Origin of the sequence: Microbulbifer hainanensis, from assembly GCF_014904735.1 — a bacterium.
Classification (GTDB): Bacteria; Pseudomonadota; Gammaproteobacteria; order Pseudomonadales; family Cellvibrionaceae; genus Microbulbifer; species Microbulbifer hainanensis.
Map to the genome: position 1 here is coordinate 193,325 of NZ_JACZCR010000020.1, position 17,609 is coordinate 210,933.

General features: G+C 60.0%; 16 protein-coding genes. 2 read left to right on the forward strand and 14 right to left on the reverse strand.

Features of this window, described 5'->3' with window-relative positions:
* Positions 1-41 precede the first annotated feature (41 nt).
* The 5 genes from IG168_RS07135 to glmU all read right to left on the reverse strand — a co-directional run bounded on the left by IG168_RS07135 (position 42) and on the right by glmU (position 5,727).
* Positions 42-812, reverse strand: a complete 771-nt coding sequence (locus tag IG168_RS07135; protein ID WP_193163329.1) for a DeoR/GlpR family DNA-binding transcription regulator — start codon at positions 810-812, stop codon at positions 42-44.
* Positions 813-900: 88 nt separating this feature from the next.
* A complete protein-coding gene (locus IG168_RS07140; RefSeq protein ID WP_193163331.1) occupies positions 901-2,055 on the reverse strand; it encodes a dihydrolipoamide acetyltransferase family protein in 1,155 nt (384 codons plus the stop codon).
* Positions 2,052-3,047 carry an alpha-ketoacid dehydrogenase subunit beta gene (locus tag IG168_RS07145; RefSeq protein WP_193163333.1) on the reverse strand — a complete coding sequence of 332 codons (996 nt, stop codon included), beginning with the start codon at positions 3,045-3,047 and terminating at the stop codon, positions 2,052-2,054. Before IG168_RS07145 ends, IG168_RS07140 begins: the two co-directional genes overlap by 4 nt.
* A complete protein-coding gene (gene pdhA / locus IG168_RS07150) occupies positions 3,047-4,144 on the reverse strand; it encodes a pyruvate dehydrogenase (acetyl-transferring) E1 component subunit alpha (RefSeq protein ID WP_193163335.1) in 1,098 nt (365 codons plus the stop codon). The genes IG168_RS07145 and pdhA overlap by 1 nt, the downstream gene beginning before the upstream one ends.
* A 221-nt stretch (positions 4,145-4,365) precedes the next feature.
* The gene (gene glmU, locus IG168_RS07155; RefSeq protein ID WP_193163337.1) at positions 4,366-5,727 is read right to left on the reverse strand and encodes a bifunctional UDP-N-acetylglucosamine diphosphorylase/glucosamine-1-phosphate N-acetyltransferase GlmU; all 1,362 of its coding nucleotides are present in this window, start codon (positions 5,725-5,727) and stop codon (positions 4,366-4,368) included.
* Positions 5,728-5,961: 234 nt separating this feature from the next.
* Here glmU and IG168_RS07160 point away from each other — a divergent pair, with 234 nt between their 5' ends.
* Both IG168_RS07160 and IG168_RS07165 read left to right on the forward strand, forming a co-directional pair.
* Positions 5,962-7,053, forward strand: coding sequence for a class I SAM-dependent methyltransferase (locus IG168_RS07160; RefSeq protein WP_193163339.1), 1,092 nt, complete (start codon positions 5,962-5,964; stop codon positions 7,051-7,053).
* Between the two features lie 162 nt (positions 7,054-7,215).
* The gene (locus IG168_RS07165; RefSeq protein WP_193163341.1) at positions 7,216-8,106 is read left to right on the forward strand and encodes a cation diffusion facilitator family transporter; all 891 of its coding nucleotides are present in this window, start codon (positions 7,216-7,218) and stop codon (positions 8,104-8,106) included.
* Between the two features lie 5 nt (positions 8,107-8,111).
* Here IG168_RS07165 and IG168_RS07170 read toward each other — a convergent pair whose 3' ends face one another.
* The 9 genes from IG168_RS07170 to IG168_RS07210 all read right to left on the reverse strand — a co-directional run bounded on the left by IG168_RS07170 (position 8,112) and on the right by IG168_RS07210 (position 17,603).
* Positions 8,112-8,909, reverse strand: a complete 798-nt coding sequence (locus IG168_RS07170) for a formate/nitrite transporter family protein (protein ID WP_193163343.1) — start codon at positions 8,907-8,909, stop codon at positions 8,112-8,114.
* Positions 8,910-9,050: 141 nt separating this feature from the next.
* On the reverse strand, positions 9,051-9,683 hold the full coding sequence (locus tag IG168_RS07175) for a glutathione S-transferase family protein (protein WP_193163345.1): 633 nt from the start codon (positions 9,681-9,683) through the stop codon (positions 9,051-9,053).
* Positions 9,684-9,958: 275 nt separating this feature from the next.
* Positions 9,959-10,975 (reverse strand): patatin-like phospholipase family protein, encoded by a 1,017-nt coding sequence (locus tag IG168_RS07180; protein WP_193163347.1) that lies wholly within the window; start codon positions 10,973-10,975, stop codon positions 9,959-9,961.
* Between the two features lie 108 nt (positions 10,976-11,083).
* Positions 11,084-12,160, reverse strand: a complete 1,077-nt coding sequence (locus tag IG168_RS07185) for a hypothetical protein (RefSeq protein ID WP_193163349.1) — start codon at positions 12,158-12,160, stop codon at positions 11,084-11,086.
* Positions 12,161-12,611: 451 nt separating this feature from the next.
* The gene (locus tag IG168_RS07190; protein ID WP_193163351.1) at positions 12,612-13,031 is read right to left on the reverse strand and encodes a F0F1 ATP synthase subunit epsilon; all 420 of its coding nucleotides are present in this window, start codon (positions 13,029-13,031) and stop codon (positions 12,612-12,614) included.
* Positions 13,032-13,110: 79 nt separating this feature from the next.
* The gene (gene atpD / locus IG168_RS07195; protein ID WP_193163353.1) at positions 13,111-14,511 is read right to left on the reverse strand and encodes a F0F1 ATP synthase subunit beta; all 1,401 of its coding nucleotides are present in this window, start codon (positions 14,509-14,511) and stop codon (positions 13,111-13,113) included.
* A gap of 38 nt (positions 14,512-14,549) precedes the next feature.
* Positions 14,550-15,410 (reverse strand): F0F1 ATP synthase subunit gamma, encoded by an 861-nt coding sequence (gene atpG / locus IG168_RS07200; RefSeq protein WP_193163355.1) that lies wholly within the window; start codon positions 15,408-15,410, stop codon positions 14,550-14,552.
* A gap of 62 nt (positions 15,411-15,472) precedes the next feature.
* Complete coding sequence (gene atpA / locus IG168_RS07205; protein ID WP_193163357.1) at positions 15,473-17,017, reverse strand: F0F1 ATP synthase subunit alpha; 1,545 nt, start codon at positions 17,015-17,017, stop codon at positions 15,473-15,475.
* Positions 17,018-17,066: 49 nt separating this feature from the next.
* A complete protein-coding gene (locus tag IG168_RS07210) occupies positions 17,067-17,603 on the reverse strand; it encodes a F0F1 ATP synthase subunit delta (RefSeq protein ID WP_193163359.1) in 537 nt (178 codons plus the stop codon).
* Positions 17,604-17,609: the final 6 nt, after the last annotated feature.

The window sequence follows — 17,609 nt, forward strand, 5'->3', positions numbered from 1 at the left end:
AACCTCGTTCACTCTAAAAAACACACCCGCCGCGGTAACGGCTAGGCGTAAGTACTCACTTCCGCGCAGATTACGCGCACGCCAAGCCCCTCCAGCTGGGCGCGCACGGCGCCATCCAGGCCGTCGTCGGTAACCAGCGTGTTGACCTGCGCCCACGGCAGTTCCAGGTTGGGAATGCGCCGCCCGACCTTGCTCGACTCCGCCAACACCACCACCTCGCGCGCGACTTCCGCCATGATCCGCGACAGGCCGATCTGCTCGTTGAAGGTACAGGTGCCCCGCGCCAGGTCGATGCCGTCGGCACCGATAAATGCCTGATCGAAGTCGTAGCCGCGCAACACCTGTTCGGCGACGCGCCCCTGGAAGGCCTCGAAATGGGGATCCCAGGTACCGCCGGTCATCAGCAGCGTGGGTTCGTTTTCCAGCTCGCGCAGGGCGTTGGCCACGTGCAGGGAATTGGTCATCACCACCAGGCCGCGCTTGCGCTCCAGCTCTGGAATCATTGCCGCCGTAGTGCGGCCGTAATCGATGACGATGCGGTGGTGGTCGGGGATCAGCGCCGCAGCGGCACGGCCGATGGCACGCTTCACTTCCGACGGGGCCTCTTCGACCACCAGTTCCTTCGGTACCGGTATGGCACCACCGTGGCGCCGCAGCAGCAGGCCGTGGTTTTCCATGGAGCTCAGATCCTTGCGAATCGTAACTTCAGAGGTTTCGAACTGGCGCGCCAGCTGCTCGACGCTGGCTTCGCCGGCCTCGTTGAGCAGGGCAAGAATCTGGTGACGTCGCTGTTGGGTGTTGCGTTTGGACATAATCACATAAGTTTCGTTTCGAAACTTAAATATAGCAAAGCGAAAGAAATCTTCCCAGAAATTTCTATTTGCGCGGTCGGAACAGGCCTCAGGCGGACAGCGCCTCCATCATCACCTTCAGGAAGCGCGCGAGCTCGCCGCCGGTAACGGCGCGGTGGTCGGCACTGATGGACAGCGGCAGCAACGGGCGCACCGCAGGCTCGCCGTCGACACCAATGACGCCGTCGTAGGTTCGTCCGGCACCGACAATAGCCACCGTCGGCGGCATCACCACCGGCGTCGCGAAGCGACCGGCCATGCCGCCGAAATTGGACAGCAGAATGGTGGCGCCCTTCAGGTCCTCCTGGGCGATACCACTCTCGCTAGCCTGCCACTTGAACGCCTCGACCTGCTCCAGCAAATCGCCGTCGTCGCGGCTGGCGACATCCTTGAGTACCGGCACAAACAGGCCGCGCGGGGAATCCACGGCGAGGCCGATATTGATGGACGGGGTGGGGGACAGTTGATCGCTCTCATAGAGGGCGTTCAGGTTGGGCTCGGCGGTACAGGCGCGCTGAATGGCGCGGATCAGGCGCAGCGTCGCGCCCTCGCGGCGCCACCAGCGACCGATATCCACCACGTCGCACAGGGTCATCGGCGCCACCTGGTCCCGCGCGCGGGTCATTGCCAGCGCCATCGCCCGCCGCGCCGGGGACATCGCCGCCCCCGACTTCTGAGCTGGTCGGCCCGGTTTGGCCGGCGCCGCGCCGGCCGCGGCGCGAATTTCTGCGGCAGTAAATCGCTCCCCGGCCGGCCGCAGTGCGCTTAGATTCACACCCAGTCGCCGCGCCAGAGCGCGCACGGAGGGCGTGGCCGGGCGCTGCGCAATGCCGGTGGGGGCAATTTCCGCATCGAGGACCTGGCCGCTGCTCTGAATTTTGCCGACGACAGTGCCGCTGTCGGCGGGCTCCGTCTTTGTTTGATCGCTTTTCGCCGGGGGAGCTTCTGCAGCGCCAGCCTCGGCGGTTTCGACATCGGCGAAAGCCACCAGCGGCTCGCCGACCTCGACGGTGTCGCCTTCCTGCACATACAGCTTTTCCACGATGCCGCTGCGCGGTGCCGGCACTTCCACCAACGCCTTGGCGGTTTCCACGGTGACCAGGCTGGCGTGGGCGGCGACATGCTCCCCCTCGGCCACATGCCACTCGCGAATCACCGCATCCGGCAGTCCCTCGCCCAGATCAGGCAGCTTGAATATTTTCATCGCGCACCTCCCGCCCGGTAGTCCAGGGTTTCGCGGGCGACGGCCAGTATCCGCTCGACGCTGGGCAGGTAGTCGTATTCGAGTCGGTAGTAGGGCATCACCGTGTCGTAACCGGTGACCCGCGCCACAGGTGCATCGAGCAGGTCGAAGGCGTATTCATTGATCTGTGCCGCGATCTCCCCACCGAGTCCGCCGAAGCGCGCCGCCTCGTGCACGACGACGCAGCGGCGGGTTTTCTCCAGCGAGTCGATAACCGTGTGGATATCCAGCGGTTTCAGCGTGGCCGGATCGATGACTTCCGCCTCGATACCCTCCGCCGCCAGCTGGTCGGCGGCGGCGAGGGTTTCCTTCAGCGCCGCGCCCCAGGCAATCAGCGTCAGGTCCTGGCCCTCGCGCAGCACGAAGCAGCGATCCAGTGGCAGCGCCTCGCCGTTGTCCGGCACCTCCTGTTTGGCCGCCCGGTAGATGCGCTTTGGCTCGAGAAAAATCACCGGATCCGGATCGCGGATCGCCGCCAGTAACAGGCCGTAAGCGCGCGCGGGGGAGGAGGGCACCACGACGCGGAGACCGGGGATATGGGTGAAGATGGCTTCGGTGCTTTCCGAGTGGTGTTCCGGCGCGTGAATGCCGCCGCCATAGGGCGCGCGATAGACAAGCGGGCAGGACAGACGGCCACGGGTGCGGTTGCGAAAGCGCGCAGCGTGACTGAGGATGTGATCGAGTGCGGGGTAGATAAAGCCCATGAACTGGAACTCCGCCACCGGGCGCAACCCCTGGGTCGCCATACCCACCGCGATGCCGGCAATCATGTTCTCTGCCAGCGGGGTGTCCAGCACGCGCTCGGCACCGAACGCCTGCTGCAGACCGTTGGTGGCGCGGAAGACACCGCCATTGGCGCCGACATCCTGGCCGAATACGACCACGCGGGGATCTGCCGCCAGTTCGTGGGCCAGGGCCTGGGTAACCGCCTCGAGCAGGGTGATCTGCGCCATCAGCTACCTCCGTTGCCGGCAAGTTCATCGTATTGGTCGAGAAACGCTTCCGGCAGTGCCGCGTACAAGTGGTCGAACATGGCGGTGGGGGGTTCCTTTTGGCGATCGCGGTAATCCGCCAGCGCGCGCTCCAGGATTTCCGCCAGCTCCCGCTGCAGCTCGCTTTCGGCTTCGTTGCTCCAGTAGCCACCCGCGCGCAGGTAGCGGCCGAGGCGCACCAGCGGTTCGCGCTTTTGCGCTTCCGCGAGTTCGGCCTCGGGGCGATAGCGGCTGGCATCGTCGGCAGTAGTGTGGTCGCACATGCGGTAGCTCAATGCCTCGATCAGCATTGGCCCGGCGCCGTTGCGCGCGCGTTCGACGGCATCCGCCACCGCCGCGCGCACCGCGATGACGTCGTTGCCGTCCACCTGCAGACCGGGTATGCCGGCGGCCACCGCTTTCTGCGCAATCGTCTGTGCCGCTGTCTGTGCGCTGCGCGCGACCGAAATAGCCCACTGATTGTTGTTGATCACGAACACCGCCGGCAGTTTCCAGACCCCCGCCAGGTTCAGCGCCTCATAGAAATCGCCTTTGGAAGTCGCTCCCTCGCCGGCACTGGCCACCGCCACCCGCGCCGGTCGGCCCAACTGATCACGCTGATATTTCAGTGCGAAGGCGACGCCGGCGGCGTGCAGCAACTGCGTCGCGATGGGAACACACAGGGGGAGGTCTTCCGGAGCGTGGGCGTAATTCTGGCCGCGCTCGTCGCCGCCCCAGATGGCGAGAATCTCCTCGATTTCCACACCGCGTTCGAGCAGGGCGCCGGTCTCGCGGTAATAGGGGCAGTAGACATCTTGAGGTTGCAGCGCAGCACCGGTGCCGACGCCGATGGCTTCCTGTCCGAGTGTGGAAGGGTAGGTACCCAGCTGGCCGGTGCGCTGCAGTTTGACTGCGCGATCATCCACCAGCCGCGCCAGTGCCATCTGCCGGTACATGGCAAGCAGGGTGTCCGGCGTGGCGAAATCGGGTAACTCCTGAGTGGCATGGCCCTGTTCATCTAGGTATTGCAGGTGCGCAATATCGAACGAGGCGACCAGGTGCATTCGGGGCTTGTGCATCGGGCGAGTCCTTTTATTCCCGTTGCGCAAGTGTAATGGATGGTCGGAATGCTGCCGCTGAGGTGCACAGGCAGGGGTGGGGTTAGCCGCCGGATTTTATGCGGAAATGTCGCAACGGGGCGTTCAGAAGAGTGCACCAGGGCCTTCGCATCGGCTTCACTATTCTAGAAATAGAACAACTTCACCGCCGGGCGAAGGCAATGGTACCGCCACAAGGGCGATCAGGATTTCTTGGTTGGCCGCTGCCAGCCGCTGATATTGCGCTGCTTACCGCGGGCCACCGCCAGTTCGTCAGCGCTCACTTCGCGGGTGATGGTCGAACCCGCGCCGACCGTTGCGCCGGCACCGACCGACACCGGGGCCACCAGTGCAGTATTGGAGCCGATAAAGGCACCGTCGCCGATTTCGGTCAGGGACTTGTTCACGCCGTCGTAATTGCAGGTGATGGTACCCGCGCCGATATTCACGTTTTCACCGACCACCGCATCGCCGACATAGGACAGGTGATTCACCTTGCTGCCGCGACCGATCTTCGCTTTCTTGGTCTCGACAAAGTTGCCAACCTTGGCGCCGTCGGCCAGCTGCGTGCCCGGGCGCAGGCGCGCAAACGGACCGATGGTGCAGGCGGCGCCAACATCGGCGTCCTCGATGATCGAGTTGGCCTCGACGCGAGTGCCGTCCGCCAGACGGCAGTTTTTCAGCAGGCAGTTGGGGCCGATATGTACATCCTTGCCGAGGGTGACCTCGCCCTCGAACACGCAGTTGATATCAATGGACACGTCGGTGTCGCATTCGAGCCGGCCGCGGACATCGATGCGCGCCGGATCCAGCAGCGTCACACCCGCATTCATTAATGCCAGTGCGCGGCTGTGCTGTAGGGCGCGCTCCATCTGCGCCTGCTGGGCGCGGCTGTTGACGCCGGCGACTTCCAGCGGATCGCTGGCGCGCACACCGGTAACGGTAATATTCTCGCTGACCGAGCGCGCGATCACATCGGTCAGGTAGTACTCGCCCTGCGCGTTGTCGTTCGACAGTTCCGGCAGCCACTGGCGCAACAGGTCTGCCGGTGCGGCGAGAATACCGGTATTCACTTCGCGGATGGCGAGGGTGTCGGCGTCTGCGTCTTTTTCCTCGACGATCGCCTGCACGCGGCCGGCGTCGTCGCGCACGATACGGCCGTAGCCGGCAGGGTTGGCCATCTCCACCGACAGCAGGGCGGGGCCCCGGTCGGACGCACTCAGCAGGGACTGCAGTGTGCCGGTTTTGACCAGCGGCACGTCGCCGTAGAGCACCAGCACAGTGGCCCCGGCGCGGAAATTCGGAATGGCCTGGGCCACCGCGTGGCCGGTGCCGAGCTGCTCGGTCTGCTCGACAAACTGCACTCCGCTGTCGGCGAACTGCTCGCGCACGGTGGCGGCGCCGTGGCCGATAACGACGGTGATGGCAACATCCCCCAGCTGCTGGGCAGCGTCAATGACCCGCCCCAGCATCGGCACACCGCCGATCGGATGCAGCACTTTGGGCAGGTCGGAACGCATGCGCGTGCCTTTGCCGGCGGCGAGAATGACGACATCAATGCTCATAGAAACCCCTTAAAAAAAACCAACGCGGCAGGCCGAAAAATGCCGGCAATTGTGGCTACTGGAATCGTTTAACTCAAGTTTGCCCTTTTTGCGGCGGCCCATCCCTCTCCGCCACCGGTTTACACGCGTCGCTGCACTACACTTTGCGGTTCTGGAATACCGGAATATCAGTGGTCGGCATTCGCATTCCCACAGCAGTACACCTCCACAGAACATCATAAAAGGATTAGTCCCATGGAAGCTGTGTATTCTGAAAGCAAATCCAACTCCGCCACACCCAACCCCGCCAAAGTCGAGGCTTTCGCCGGCCGTATGCTCGGCGATCTGGCCGTGGCCGGTGCGCACGCGCTGGTGTACCTCGGTGATCAGCTGGGGTTGTTTATCGCTCTCTCCCGAGGGCCGGCGACGGCCGAAAAACTGGCCAATCGCGCCGGTCTGGACGCGCGCTATGTGCGCGAGTGGGCCAGCGGCCTGGCGGCAATCGGTTACCTGACCTATGACGCCGAGTCCGGAAAATTCAACCTGCCGCCCGAACACGCTGCGGTGCTGGCCGACGAATCTTCGCCGACATTTATGGCCGCAGCCAGCTCGGTGATCCGCACGCTATACCATTCGGCCGATGAGATCGCCGAGGCGTTCAGAACCGGAGACGGTTTTGGCTGGCACCAGCACCACCAGTGCCTGTTCCGCGGTACCGAGCGATTTTTCCGTCCCGGTTACCGGAACTACCTCGTGTCGGAATGGTTGCCAAAGCTCGAAGGTATGATCGACAAAGTCTCCGCGGGCGGCACAGTACTTGACGTCGGTTGTGGCCACGGCGCATCCACAATCATTATGGCCGAGGCTTTCCCGCACAGTTTCTTCGTCGGCATCGACTACCACGCAGATTCCATTCAGGCAGCGCGCCGGGCTGCGGTTGCCGCCGGGGTGGAGGGTCGAGTGGAGTTCCTCGTCGCTGGCGCACGCGATATCCCCACCGGCCCCTACGATCTGATCTGCTATTTCGATTGCCTGCACGATATGGGCGACCCGGTGGGTGCCGCCCAGATGGCGGCAGACAACCTGAAGGCGGGCGGCTCGCTCATGTTGGTGGAACCGCTGGCGCACGACAGCCTGGAAGACAATTTCAATCCGCTCGGCGCCCTCTACTACGCCGCGTCCACCTTTCTGTGTACGCCCTGTTCCAGGTCGCAGAAAATCGGGCTCGCCCTCGGCGCCCAGGCGGGGCCGGCGCGGTTGTCGGCAGTTTTGCAGAGCGCAGGTTTTTCCCGGGTGCGCGTCGCCACCGAGTCCATGACGAACCTGGTGATTGAGGCGCGCCTGTAGTGTTGTACCCGCCGAGAAAAAGCCGGTGCTTGTCTGTGTGTGCCGGTCTTTTCACTTCGTTTCGCCAAATGCCGTACAGCAATGATCCGGACTAAGAGCTCCTAGCGGAATCGCGCTAGAATCCTGCCGGTAGCGGGGATAACAAAAGAGGTCACGGAAGGCATGGAAACAAAGGGACTGTGGTTATCGATTCTGGGCTGCCTGTTTATGGCGGCGCTGGGATTCGGCTTCGCGCAACTAACTGGCTCCACAGCGATTTTTCTCGACGGCGTTTTTTCCCTGGTCAATTTCGTCATGTCACTGGTGATGCTGAATGTGTCGCGGCTGATCCGCAGGAGCGCAGACCGCCGCTTTCCTTTCGGTTACGCCAGCTTCGAGCCGGCATTCAATGTCCTGCAGAGCATGGTGATTCTGGGCGTGATGCTGATGGCGCTGTCCTCCGCCATTGCCGCGCTGTACCAGGGCGGCCGCTCGCTGGAAGCCGGGCTCGCGACCATCTACGCCACCATTGCCAGTCTGGGCTGCCTGGCTGTCTGCCTGGTGCTGCGGCGCATCGCCAGAACGACCAACTCCGCCCTGATCCAGGTGGATGCAGTTGCCTGGTTGATGGACGCCGTGCTCAGCTCCGTAGTCCTTATTACCTTCGCATTCGTGTGGCTGTTCGGGGAGCACCTGGGCGGCTGGCTGCCCTATGTGGACTCGTGGCTGGTGATTGCGATGGTGGCAGTGATGCTTCCGATGCCGATCCGAATTCTGTACCGCAACCTGATGGAAGTTCTGCTCGCCGCGCCTTCGGCCCGTGTGCAGCGGGAAATCCGTAGTGCCTTTGCGGATGCGCTGCACAGTATCCCGGCGGAAAATTGGTCATTGAGCATGACCAAGGCGGGCCGCTCCCTGTACCTGCACGCGCGCATTCTGCTGCGCGCCGATTACCACAGTGCACCGGTAGAGCAGGCGGATGAATGGCGCGAGTTGCTCACCGAGCGATTGAGCAACTTTGTCTCGGAGCAGGAATTCGATGTGGTGTTCACCACCGATGCTTCCTATATCTGAGCGATTTACTGTTGGCGCCGGGTAGCTATATAGCCGTACTTGAGCAGCCCGACGAATACTGAGCCGCCGATGGCGTTACCCAGCGTTGCGATGGCGAGAAAGCGGATCACGTCGATAACGCCTATGGTGCTGCCCGTATCCAGCCAGGCACTGAAGATGGCCACGGCGCCGGCGATACAGTGCGCCAGCCCACCCAGTCCGATCACAAACGTAATCACGACGATCACGACGATGCGACCGATGGTATCAGAGGACGATGCCACCACCCATCCCAGTAATCCCATCAGCCAACCGGCGAAAACCGCGCCGAGAAACAGTCCGGAGTTGCTGTCGGCGATCAGCTTCGCGCCGTAGTAACTCAGTGCGCTATTGTCGACATTGTGGCTCAACTCGATGAAGCGTACGAATATCACGCTGAAGGCGAATGCGCCGAGTAAATTGCCGGTGTAAATCACTGCCCAGATACGCGCCAGGTCCCTTCGGCGCTGCGCACGGTCGAGCACCGGCAATATCGCCAGGGTGGTGTGCTCGGTGAACAGATCGGCACGGCCGATAATGACCAGGACAAATCCAATCGGGTAGCTCAGGGAAATAATGAAGTGCAGCAGCTGCTCACCCACCAGATCATGGAAATGGGTATACAGGGCTGCCATCAGAAACACGCTGAAACCGATTTCCAGTCCAGCGGCGATGGACGACAGGAACAGGGAGCGATTGTCGCGCTCGTATTCGTGCAGACTGGCTTCCATCTGCTCGTGCAGAATCTGGCGGTCGCTCTTGGGCCGGTCAGAATCGCTGGTCATACGCTATGCTCATATCCTTGTTGCCGCCGACCCGTGAAGACCGACAGTTAACTCATAGCGTAGTTGTGCTCACGGCAGCTACAGCGAAAAAGCCCCCGTAATCGCGGGGGCTTCACTACCGCAGGTCGGCGCAGGAAGTCATCAGGCCTCGGTGGTTTCCCGCACGAGCGCGTCGTCCAGCGCGTTTGCGCGGATGAATGCCTCGCGTCCGCTGACCCGCTCAAAATAGGCGGAAAATTCATCGCGCTTTTCAATAGTACCGAACTGCAGTCCCCAGCCAATCTGCGCGCCCACATAGACATCGGCAGCGGTGAAGCGTGTACCGGCGATATATGGGTTGGCCTTAACCGCAAATGACAGCATGTCGATCGCGTCCGCATAGCAGCCGTAACCGAGCATCCGCTTCTTTTCTGCCGGCGGCTCTTCACCGAAAACAGACCGGTTAGTGATCGCCGCTTCCAGCGGTCCCGCAGTGAAGAACAGCCAGCGGAAGTACGCGGCCCGCTCGGCATCGTCCGCCGGTGCCAGCCCCGCGGCAGGGAAGGCCTCCGCCAGGTAGGCACAGATGGCCGCGCATTCGGTGATCACATTGCCGTTGTGGGTGACGGCCGGCACCTTGCCCATCGGGTTGATCGCCAGGAATTCCGGCGATTTCATGCTGGTGCCGTAATCCAGTACCTCCGTGTGATAGGGCGCTTCAATCTCTTCCAGCATCCAGCGCACAATGCGGCCGCGGGACTGGGGGTTGGTGTAAAAAACAAGATCGCTGCTCATTATCTCTCCTGAGCCGCATTTCCTTGCGGCAATTATTCGGATTGGCTTTTTATCCGCCTACCGCGCTTGCGGAAAAGCGCGGCGGGCAGATGATGGCAATTTACCACTGGGGACATGTAGGCACAGTGACAATGTGCGATTTGGCACGATATGGAAGTTTCGATAGCCGATTAATCGAAGGTATTTATTTAGTCGTGTCTTTGCTCGCACTAATCTTTGCCAGGCGCATACATAGATTGCAAAAAGCTGGCGAGAATATAGGAGCGGGAAGCAATTTAGTGTTGCAAGACCATATCTTCCAGCCAGGTCCGCAACCGTCGCGCCTCACGTTCCCCGGCGGCAACGGCCTCCGCGGCGCGGGCGTATTCCATCCCGCTGATCCCCCCCACTTTCGGCATAATCAGTACATCGGGAGGAGATCCCATCATTTTCGTGCGCTTGTGGCGGCGCTCCAGGATATCCATGGCCTGGTGCATGGTATCGAACATGCCCGGCGGAGATACCCGCGGGCGATTGCGCAGTTCGCGGAACTGCGTGAGCTGCTCCCGGCCCTGCTCCAGCAACCGTGCCAATCCATTGCTGTGATGATCTTCCTTCACCGCTTTTACGGGCGGCTCCCCGTGTGATATCTCAGCGCTTTCATCGGCCAGCTCGCGCATCTCATCATCACCAGTTTTTTCGCTGACGATGCGCTTTACCTCGCCTCGCTCGCGTTCGAGCAGAGGTCCCCCATCTTCGGTCACATCGACGGCGATGACACAGGTAGCGCCCATCGCGCGACACACGTCCACGGGGACGGGATTCACCACAGCACCATCCACCAGCCAGCGACCCGCCAGTGCTTTCGGCGACAACAAGCCGGGGATCGAACAGGAAGCGCTGACCGCGTCCTGCAGGTTGCCTTCCTGCAACCAGATTTCTTGGCCGCTGTGCAGGTCCGTGGCCACGGCAGTGAAGGGTAGGGGCAGGTCCTCGATGTTCTCGAATTGAAATTCTTCAAAGAAGGCGCGAAACGGCTTGATTCCGCCGAGTACGCCGCCGCCGAGAGTCCAGTTGATATCCAGCAGCGAGAAGACTTTCCAGTTATCGAGCTGACGCACCCACGCCTCAAGCTGGTCGAGCTTGCCGCCGGCATATGCGGCGCCCACGAAAGCCCCCATGGAGGTTCCCGCGATCACATGGGGTTTTATGCCCATCTCGTCTAGCACTTTCAGCACACCAATATGCGCAAAACCTTTGGCTGCACCGCTTCCGAGCGCAACTCCGAGACGAAGTTCCTGGTTAGCATTCACTTCTTGTCACTACCTTTTGATATTACACAACTCGAGGCTAGCTATTAGAGGCCGGACAGGTTTGATTGTTCATTCTGGGTTTTAGAGCCTTTCTATGAATCCGGACCATTAGACGTTTAAAACTCCTTCTTTGGACGCCCAGGCGATCGCACTATCAATGGTCTCCCCCCAGTTCATTTCCAAATCCCTCGCGAAGGCTATTTCTTTGTCGATTTCGAAAGGCGCACTGACAGGATCTTTAGCGTGTACTCTCGCAAGAGTATTCCACGCGCACTCCACCTCAACCGAAGAGAGATCAAGAGACAGCGCTTGATTCGCATAGGTTAATTCTGCGACGGGGTTTTTGCGCAAGGATTCCAGCGTTAAATGTCTTCCGTTTTTCTCGTTACCATGCAGGTCACCAAGTTGAATCGCCTTTTTTTGTGCACTGTAGCAACAGGCAATAAGGCAGCAGATGCTTGTCATACTATCTGTGAAGTTTTGCGCCTGTCTCACAAACTCACTGGAAATACTGCCCACTCCACACAATTTATCCAGGAGCTCGAGCGTTTGTCGGATTCTCGGTTTGCCGCCGCGAAATATCGATATAATGTACGAGCGAATTTCACTGCTTATAACAAGGGAATAGCTGTTATTTCTCAATCCAACATTGTTGGCCGAAATAAGAATATTGTCCCAGTTAGAAAGTTTTATAACCGACTTGACCTCGGTTCCCGCCCAAAAGACAAAGCGGCTGAGCAGCATATCAAACAAGAGTTGCAATTCTTCGGCTTCACCCGAATTGGCAGGCAAGCTTGCATAGAAGTTTGAGAGCTGAGTAATTGCGCGGGGCTCTCTCAGCACGAAGACTTTACCCGGAACCGAAAGCACTCGACTGAGCAGTGTGGAACCACAAAAACCGGTGTGTAAGATCAGCCTGGGTGGCGATAACACATCACGGGCACCGTACAACCAATCCTTGGCCCTATCTTCTTCGATTTCAACAATATCGTTTGTTGCTGCTATTGGCTGCCTGCCATCATGAAATGGCATATCAGAAATTTCAGCAATAGTAATTCGCGAAAATTGTAATTTTTTCCTATCTGTATCGTAGCTTATTGGTAGCCAATTCGGACTATTGAGAATCTCACTGGAGGATTCTATCGACAGTGCGCGTGCAGTGCGGACAATTCCACCTGGTTCCATAATGACTCCATCCCAGGAACTCGAACCATGATTGGAGCGACTTCATTGTTTTTAGGTTTTTCCGAGACAAGAAAGTATCCGAGGATGTCCCTCGAGATTGATTTCTAGATGGGATTCGAGCTGATTTGCTTCTGGCCCAACTGCATAACATGACTGACCTCACACTGAGGAACAACGTCACTTGTCGCAGCAGTTCATTGCTTTGTCGCAATGGCACAGTGGACCCGTTACGGGACTTATCGGCGTCTTTGAATGATCTGGGAGTGCGGCCAGTAGCAGGGAACCGGTCTCGAATGGTGCGCTTTCGGCCAATAATTGATCAGCTCGTTGCCGTGACCGGCTGGAAATACACAAGCGGGTTAGTCGCAAACTGGACAGCCCATAAAAAAAGCAGCCGAAGCTGCTTTTTTTATTGCCCGCAATCGGGGCCTTACACGGGGGTAAGAACCGATTACTTGCCGGTGGCCTTGCGAATGGCTTGCAGGGTGCGCAGGCGCGCCTCTGCTTCTGCCAGCTGGGCGGAGATGCGGGCATAGTCGATTTCCGACGGTGCCTGATGCAGCGCGTGGGCCGCTTCCTCGCGGGCCTTTTGCGCGGCTTCTTCATCGATTTCGCGCTCGGCCACATCGGCTAGGATGGTGACCATATTCGGCTGAACCTCGGCGTAACCGCCGCTCACGAACAGCACTTCCTCTTCACCGCCATCCTTGATGATACGTACCGGACCCGGCTTCAGTGCGGTGAGCAGCTGAGCGTGGCCGTAGGAGATACCCAGTTCCCCCTCGACGCCAGTGACGACCACCATCTCCACCAGTCCGGAGAAGAGGGATTGCTCGGCGCTTACGATGTCGCAATGTACAGTCATAGCCATAAGGCTACCTCATTCTCTGCTATTTGCCTGAAGAATTTCCGCCGCGGCACTCGAGTACCGGCGGCAGATAATTCAGCGCTTACTTGGCCTTGCTGGCTTTCTCGACGGCTTCGTCGATGGTGCCGACCATGTAGAACGCTTGTTCCGGCATGTGGTCGTAGTCGCCGTTGAGGATGCCCTGGAAGCCGCGGATGGTTTCCTTCAGGGAGACGTATTTGCCCGGCGCACCGGTGAATACTTCCGCAACGTGGAACGGCTGGGACAGGAAGCGCTCGATCTTACGCGCGCGGGATACGATCTGCTTGTCTTCTTCAGACAGCTCGTCCATACCCAGGATCGCGATGATGTCTTTCAGCTCCTTGTAGCGCTGCAGTACGGACTGCACGCCGCGGGCACACTCGTAGTGCTCCTGGCCGATCACCAGCGGATCCAGCTGCCGCGAGGTGGAATCCAGCGGATCCACGGCCGGGTAGATACCCTTGGAGGCGATGTCACGGCTGAGTACTACGGTGGAGTCCAGGTGCGCGAAGGTCGTTGCCGGAGACGGGTCGGTGTTGTCATCCGCCGGTACGTAAACCGCCTGGATAGATGTAATAGAACCAGTCTTGGTGGAGGTAATACGCTCCTGCAGAACACCCATTTCTTCCGCCAGGGTCGGCTGGTAACCCACCGCAGACGGCATACGGCCGAGCAGGGCGGATACTTCGGTACCAGCCAGGGTGTAGCGGTAGATGTTGTCGACGAACAGCAGTACGTCGCGGCCTTCGTCGCGGAATTTTTCCGCCATGGTCAGGCCGGTCAGGGCCACGCGCAGACGGTTGCCGGGCGGCTCGTTCATCTGGCCGTAAACCATCGCTACCTTGGATTTGCCGAACTCTTCGACGTTAACAACGCCGGCTTCCTGCATCTCGTGGTAGAAGTCGTTACCTTCACGAGTACGCTCACCAACACCCGCGAACACGGACAGACCGCTGTGCTCGGTGGCGATGTTGTTGATCAGCTCCATCATGTTCACGGTTTTGCCCACACCGGCACCACCGAACAGGCCGACCTTACCGCCCTTGGCGAACGGGCAGACCAGGTCGATTACCTTGATGCCGGTTTCCAGCAGCTCGGAGGAGCTGGACAGCTCTTCGTAGCTCGGGGCTGCGCGGTGGATGGAGGCGCGCTCTTTCTCACCGATCGGACCACATTCGTCGATCGGGTTTCCGAGCACGTCCATGATGCGACCCAGGGTCTCGTGGCCGACCGGCACGGAAACCGGGGCACCGGTGTTTTTCACCGGCAGGCCGCGGGAAATACCCTCGGAAGAACCCATGGCAATAGCGCGTACCACGCCATCGCCCAGCTGCTGCTGCACTTCCATGGTGAGGTTTTTCTCCTCAACCAGGAGTGCGTCGTATACCTTGGGCACGGAGTCGCGCGGAAATTCCACGTCGATGACCGCGCCGATCACTTGCACAATTTGTCCGTTACTCATTTCCGGATCCTCAACTTTAAATTCTGTCTTCAGCCGCCTTAGACCGCTGCGGCGCCGCCCACAATTTCGGACAGCTCCTGGGTAATGGCCGCCTGGCGCGCCTTGTTGTATACAAGCTGCAATTCGTCGATCAGGTCACCGGCGTTGTCGGTGGCGTTCTTCATTGCAATCATGCGCGCAGCCTGCTCACAGGCCTTGTTTTCTACTACTGCCTGGTACACCTGGGATTCGATGTAGCGGGCCAGAAGGCCGTCCAGCAGTTCCACCGGCTCCGGCTCGTACAGGTAGTCCCACTCGTGTTTGAGCAGCTCGTCTTCGTCCTTCGGCAGCGGCAGCAATTGCTCTACGCGCGGCTTCTGGGACATGGTGTTGACGAACTCGTTGGACACGAGATAGAGGCGATCGATATCGCCTTCGGCGAAGCGATCCATCATCACCTTCACGGAGCCAATCAGCTTGTTGGCCTGTGGGTGGTCACCGACATCGCGCAGTGCAGCCACGACTTTGCCACCGATGGTGTTGAAAAAGCTGGCCGCTTTGTTGCCGATCGCGCAGATCTCTACGTCGACGCCTTTTTCGGACCAGGCCTGCATTTCGCGAATCGCCGCCTTGAACATGTTGATGTTCAGGCCGCCGCAGAGGCCGCGATCGGTGGATACCAGAATGTAACCGACCCGCTTGGCTTCGCGCTCCTGCAGGTAGATATGCTGGTATTCGGCCGAGGCGTTGGCGACATGACCGATTACCGCGCGTATGCGCTGGGCATAGGGACGCCCCAGTGCCATGCGATCCTGAGCCTTGCGCATCTTACTCGCCGCAACCATTTCCATTGCGGAGGTAATTTTCTGCGTGCTCTTGATGCTGGCAATTTTTGTGCGTACTTCTTTTCCGCCTGCCATAGTTGATTACCCTGCCGGGGCACTGCGCTCTCCGCGGAGAGGCACAGCGCCGTTAGTCGTGTTTACCAGCTACCGGTAGCGACGAATTTCTCGATGGCCGCCTTGAAAGCAGCGTCGATTTCGTCGTTGTAGTTGCCGGTACTGTTCACTTTCTCCATCAGCTCTGCGTGTTCGCTGTTCATGTAAGCGAGCAGGGCGGATTCGAAGTCGAGCACTTTGGCAACTTCCACGTCCTTCAGGTAACCCTTGTCAGCGGCGTAAACGGAAACAGCCATGTCCGCGATGGACAGCGGAGAGTACTGTTTCTGCTTCATCAGCTCGGTGACGCGCGCGCCGTGGTCCAGCTGGGCCTTGGTGGCCTCGTCCAGGTCGGACGCAAACTGGGAGAAGGCCGCCAGTTCGCGGTACTGGGCCAGGGCGGTACGGATACCACCGGACAGCTTCTTGATCACCTTGGTCTGAGCGGAACCACCCACACGGGATACGGAGATACCCGGGTTGATGGCCGGGCGCACACCGGCGTTGAACAGATCAGTCTCGAGGAAGATCTGGCCGTCGGTAATGGAGATCACGTTGGTCGGTACGAACGCGGAAACGTCGCCGGCCTGGGTCTCGATGATCGGCAGTGCGGTCAGGGAGCCGGTCTTGCCTTTCACTTCGCCGTTGGTGAACTTCTCCACGTAGTCAGCGTTGACGCGCGCGGCGCGCTCCAGCAGACGGGAGTGCAGGTAGAAAACGTCACCGGGGTAGGCTTCACGGCCCGGGGGACGCTTCAGCAGCAGGGAGATCTGACGGTAGGCCCAGGCCTGCTTGGTCAGGTCATCGTAAATGATCAGGGCGTCTTCACCGCGGTCGCGGAAGTACTCGCCCATGGTGCATCCGACGTACGGTGCCAGGTACTGCATCGCGGCCGGATCGGCAGCGCCGGCGGCAACCACAATGGTGTGGTCCATGGCGCCGTGCTCCTCCAGCTTGCGTACTACGTTGGCGATGGACGACTGCTTCTGGCCGATCGCGACGTAGATACACTTAATGCCAGTGCCTTTCTGGTTGATGATCGCATCGATCGCCACGGCAGTTTTACCGATCTGGCGGTCGCCGATGATCAACTCACGCTGGCCGCGACCGATCGGGATCATGGTGTCGATCGCTTTCAGGCCGGTCTGTACCGGCTGATCAACGGACTGACGGGCGATAACGCCGGGCGCTACCTTTTCTACCGCGTCGGTCAGTTTGTTGTTCAGCGGGCCCTTGCCGTCGATCGGGTTACCCAGTGCGTCTACAACGCGGCCGAGCAGTTCCGGACCCACCGGGGTCTCCAGAATGCGGCCGGTGCAACGACACTTCTGGCCTTCGGCCAGGGACTTGTAGTCACCCAGGATTACCGCGCCGACAGAGTCGCGTTCCAGGTTCAGGGCCATACCGTAGATGCCGCCGTCGAACTCGATCATCTCTCCGTACATCACATCGGCCAGGCCGTGAATGCGGATGATACCGTCGGAAACGGATACGATGGTGCCCTCGTTCTGGGCTTCGGTGCTCACATCGAGATTGTCGATGCGGCTCTTGATAATTTCACTGATCTCAGAGGGATTCAGTTGCTGCATGCTCTGTTCCTCAAGTCCCCGGATTCCTACCGCAATCCGGGAAAGTAATTTAGGAGTTCATCGCCTCGGCGAGTTTGGTCAGACGACCGCGCACCGTGCCGTCGATTACGGTATCACCGGCGCGGATGATCGCGCCGCCCAGCAGGCTTTCGTCTACCGAGTGGTGCAGGTGCACTTCGCGTTCAAACTTCTTGTTAAGCGCCTGGGCCAACTGCTGTGCCTGCGCGTCGCTGAGCGGGCGCGCGGATACGACATCCACTTCCAGGGTGGCTTCCGCCTGTGCTTTCAGCTCTTCAAACAGCACGGAAATTTCCGGCAGCAGAGTCAGGCGGTGGTTTTCCGCCAGCAGCCGGATGAAATTCTTGCCGGAATCACTGAGGTCATCCGCACAGATCGACAGGAATTTTTCTGCGCGCTCGTTACTGGTGAGCTGCGGGTTTTCCAGCAGCTCACGCACTTTCTCGCTCTGGCTGACCGCCGCCGACGTTGCCAGCGCAGTGCTCCAACCGGCGAGGTCGGAGGCTTGCTGCGCATAACTGAAGGCCGCTTTGGCGTAGGGCCGGGCCAGTGTGCTGAGTTCCGCCATGGGGTT